Source organism: Emticicia sp., assembly GCF_049241225.1.
Taxonomy (GTDB): domain Bacteria; phylum Bacteroidota; class Bacteroidia; order Cytophagales; family Spirosomataceae; genus Emticicia.
The window spans coordinates 1-4,242 of record NZ_JBMLRC010000441.1 but is presented as its reverse complement, the minus strand read 5'-3'; the positions used below and the strand labels follow the sequence as shown (position 1 = coordinate 4,242).

Below are 4,242 nucleotides of genomic sequence, written 5' to 3'. Positions count from 1 at the left end.
GCTGCAACTTTGCATTGTCAATCGGAAATAGAGTGTGGTTGGCTAAATTTATTTAACAATCATTTTTAAACGTACAAAACAATGAACACAGTAAAATTAATCGGAAACGTAGGCAACGAAGTAAATTTATTCAATTTTGATAATGCCAAGAAAGCAGCTTTTAGCCTTGCTACAGATGAGGTTTATATCAATAAAAACAATGAAGAAGTAAAAAACACTACTTGGCATAAGGTAGTTGCATGGGGAAAAGTTGCCGAAGTATGTGCTGATTTAGTTAGCCGAGGCAAATTAGTGAGTATTCAGGGAAAACTCAATTACAGAAACTATGTGAATAAAGAAAATAAAACCGTCTATGTCACCGAAATCGTGGCTTATAAAGTTTCGGAGGTGGAAGTCAAGCAGCAGTAGTAAGGCGAAATGTAGGAACGTCCAATTTGGACGTTCCTATGAGTTATTGCAAAAAAGAAGTCGTCTCGATTACTCAAGACGACTTTCTTCCTTTTTTAGGTACTGAGCGTTTAATTCATTTGTAAGATTTTAATCTCTGTACGACGGTTTTGAGCGTGTTGCTCTTCCGTACATTCTACGCCGTCAACGCAGCCATTTACTGGCATTGTTTCGCCATAACCAGCAAACTCTACTCGGCTGCGGCTAATGCCACGTTTGAATAAATAGCTTGCAGAGGCTTTCGCACGTCCTTCAGAGATTTTTTGGTTGAAATCAGACTCGGCACGGCTATCGGTATGAGCTCTTAGCTCAATACGCATTTTTGGATACTTACGCATCATAGCCACCAATTTATCTAATTCAGAACGAGCATCTGAGCGGAGGTTACATTTACCATAATCGAAGTAAATATTATCAACCTGTACGATGTCGCCCGTGCCAAACATATATACATCGGCAGTTACACCACCTTTTTTACAATTTAATTTGCGTACGCGTTTACCTTTTGAGCCGAGGTTATCTTTCGAGCCTTCAACTGTATAATCACAACCTTCCGCTACTGTAAATTCGTAGTTACCAGTGGCATCAGTATAAGCAGTTTGAGTCGAACCATCACATTCACTACGAAGCGTCACGAGTACACCATCGATTGCCTGTTTTGTACCTTGTGCCATTACACGGCCACGTATCGTACAAGTGTTACCCGAAAGAACTGTACCATTAGCTCCCGTGCGTCCACCCGTGCCACTTGTTCCTTGTTGGCCTTGCGTTGTATTTTCGCCAGCGTAACCATTTTGGGCATTAGCTGTATTTGTACCGTTCGCTCCTCCGTTTTGTGCCAAAGCTGTTGAATCAACTGCTGGTTTTGGTCGGCTCATTGGAATTTCTAAACGAGAAGCCTCATTATCACAATCTTTTGTTGAATAACTTACTGTAGCAGCACTATAACCATCACGAGTAGCACGGAAGGCAAACTCTACGTCTTGGTCTAGTCCTTCGAGTTTTACGCTACCATCAGCATCGCTCATTTTTTCTTTGATATTGCCATCTTTGTCTTCGTAAACAATTTTCGCATTATCAAGTGGCATTTTTGTTTCAGCATCATAAACGGCAATGATTAGGTCACAACCCTCTTTGAGTTCGCACTCCCTATCGAATTTGTAGATGTCGTCATCGGCACCACCACGTTTACGATTTGAACTAAAGTAACCGGCCTTACGAAGAGCATCAGTTACGATACCGAAATCATCTTTGCTTGAGTTTACAGGAGCTCCGAGGTTGATTACTCGACCTTTTGATGAAGTTCCATCCATTTGAACAAAGAAAATATCTAAATCACCTAAACCAGCGTGACCGTCAGATGAGAAATACAGATTACCTTTTTCGTCAACAAAAGGGAACATTTCATTGCCTTTTGAGTTCACAGTTTTTCCTAAGTTGATTGGAGCAGACCAGTTTCCACCATCGTAGCGAGAAACATAAATATCTGTTCCACCAAAACCACCAGGCATGTCAGAAGCAAAGAAGAGTAATTTTTCATCAGCCGAAAGTGCAGGGTGACCAGTTGAGTATTCGTCGCTGTTAAATGGTAATTCTTTAATGTTTTTCCAACCATCTTTGGCGGCATCACCGATATATAATTTCAGTTTATTAATGCCATCTGAGCTGCGTTTGGCTTTACCATTATTAAAGTTATTTCTTGTGAAAATTACTTTAGAGGCATCTTTGAAAAATGCAGCTGGACCTTCGTGATATTTTGAGTTGATCGAACCACCAAAACGTTCTGATTCAGTAACTGGGCGGTCGCCGTAGCCTAAACCAGCCATTGCATTCATACCGCCGTAAGTTCCGATTGTACGACTATCATTGGCAGTAGGAGCGGTGTATTCGTCGGCACCAACTACACCTCCACGAGAGCTTCGCTTGCGGGAAGTCTTAACATCACCAGAGCCTGTACCAAGACCAGCGGCTTGTCCGCCAATGGCCGAAACATCATCTAAAAAGAATAAGTCAAGGAATGGCGTTTCGTTCCAATTAAATACTCGACGCACACCGACAGTATTGTGGCGGTTTGAGACGAATACCATACCATTTTTATAGTAAGATGGAGAGAAATCAGCCGAATTAGTATTGATTGAAAGGTAGTCAACTTTATAGCAGTTGGCGTTTTTAGAAAGTACGCTTACATCGTTATAAAGTTTTGAAAAACCCTTTCCCCGAGGGTCGTCTTCTACTTTACGTGTATATTTATCGTACATTTCTTGTGCCTCACGGTATTTACCATTACTCGCAAGTACCTGTGCATATTTGAGGCATACAGTTATATTTTCACCTGACAAATCGCCTGCTGTACTCATGATTTCAGCATAAATACGTTCGGCATTTTGTGTATCTTTAACTTTACAATAGCTATCGCCGAGTTTAATTTTGGCGGCAAGCTTTTGTTGGTCAGTAAGACCTTTTTTCTTTAGAGCTGCCTCGAAGGCATCAATTGCTTTTACGTAGCATAAACTTTCGTAGTGATGCTCACCAGTTTTTAGTAAGGCGTCTTGTGCCTTTACGCTACCGCCGAGCAGGGCTGCAACAACCAACGCTCCAATTATTTTTTTCCTGACAATCATTTTATTAGAATTTAAAATTCACTCATGAATTTGTAAATTTATTACAGCTTATATGGGACTTTATACGTCTGTGCCTGAATTAAAGTATTTGGACACAGAATTCCTGATTTCAAGATTTATGATAGATTCTTGAAGTGGTATGCAAATTTCTATACAACCTTCGTACCAACAGGTTGCAGAAGAAGAGGAACTCGCAATAAAAATTTTAGAAATAACGAGGAGTAAGAATTTTGTTCTTACCGAAACCGAACTCATAACGAATTAAAACTTCGTGGGTTGGAATACCAAGGAAACGTGTTACACCACTTTTTGATTGATCATTGAGTTTGTTGGATGTAAAATCATAAGCATAACCAAGTTTGAATTGCGGCGTAAGCTGAAGTTCCATCATACCGATTGCGGCATCGAATAGGTTTTTTGTATCTTGTCCCATTGCCTGGAATTGAGAGCTACGTCCCGAAACTCCAAATGCAATTTTATCTTTAATCCAGAAGTTAAGGTTTCCGTCAACTCCCAGTGGTACACCTTGTGTGTATCGAACCATTGTTGAAGGTTTGATTTTGAAAGAACCTTTTCCGATAACAAAACCCATCATAGCAAAATAGTGACGACGCGTTCGGCCAACTGCTCCGGTAGAACCACCAACATTATAGTTAGTTATGATATTTTGCATGATCTGTGGGCACGAAACACCAATGTAACCTTTATCATTACTTAGGTAGATTCCACCACCAAAATTTGGTAGATTCTTATTTTGGTCGCCTGCTCCTAAAAAAACGTTATCTGTTCCGTCAGTTAAATTTTGTGCATCAGATAGGGCCCAACGAACATTAGTGGCACCACCTTGCACACCGAATGATAGAGTTGAGCGAGGGCCAACTTTAATTCTGTAAGAGTAGGTAGCATAAACGCCTGTGTTTTTTTGAAGACCAACTTCATCACGTGTTACTTGAAGGCCTATCCCCATTTTTTCATTTTTAATGGGGGTATCCATTGAAAATGTAAAGGTTTTTGGAGCTCCTTCTACACCAACCCACTGATAGCGGCCAAGAGCTGTAAGGCTCAATACATCACGGCTACCTGCATAAGCTGGATTGATTGCAAGGGTATTAAACATGTACTGGGAGAACATCGCTTCTTGTTGAGCGAAAGTTTGGTAGCTTACTGATAATGC

The 4,242-nt window shown here is 40.6% G+C and carries 3 protein-coding genes; 1 reads left to right on the top strand and 2 read right to left on the bottom strand.

Going from position 1 to position 4,242, the window contains the following annotated elements; genetic code table 11:
- The first annotated feature begins 81 nt into the window (after positions 1-81).
- The gene (locus ACOVO2_RS22995) at positions 82-408 is read left to right on the top strand and encodes a single-stranded DNA-binding protein (RefSeq protein WP_421772219.1); all 327 of its coding nucleotides are present in this window, start codon (positions 82-84) and stop codon (positions 406-408) included.
- Positions 409-518: 110 nt separating this feature from the next.
- Here ACOVO2_RS22995 and ACOVO2_RS22990 read toward each other — a convergent pair whose 3' ends face one another.
- Together ACOVO2_RS22990 and ACOVO2_RS22985 are read right to left on the bottom strand one after the other, a co-directional pair.
- The gene (locus ACOVO2_RS22990; RefSeq protein ID WP_421772218.1) at positions 519-3,068 is read right to left on the bottom strand and encodes an OmpA family protein; all 2,550 of its coding nucleotides are present in this window, start codon (positions 3,066-3,068) and stop codon (positions 519-521) included.
- Between the two features lie 205 nt (positions 3,069-3,273).
- Positions 3,274-4,242: type IX secretion system membrane protein PorP/SprF (locus tag ACOVO2_RS22985; protein ID WP_421772217.1), on the bottom strand; the 969-nt coding region annotated here is incomplete at its 5' end.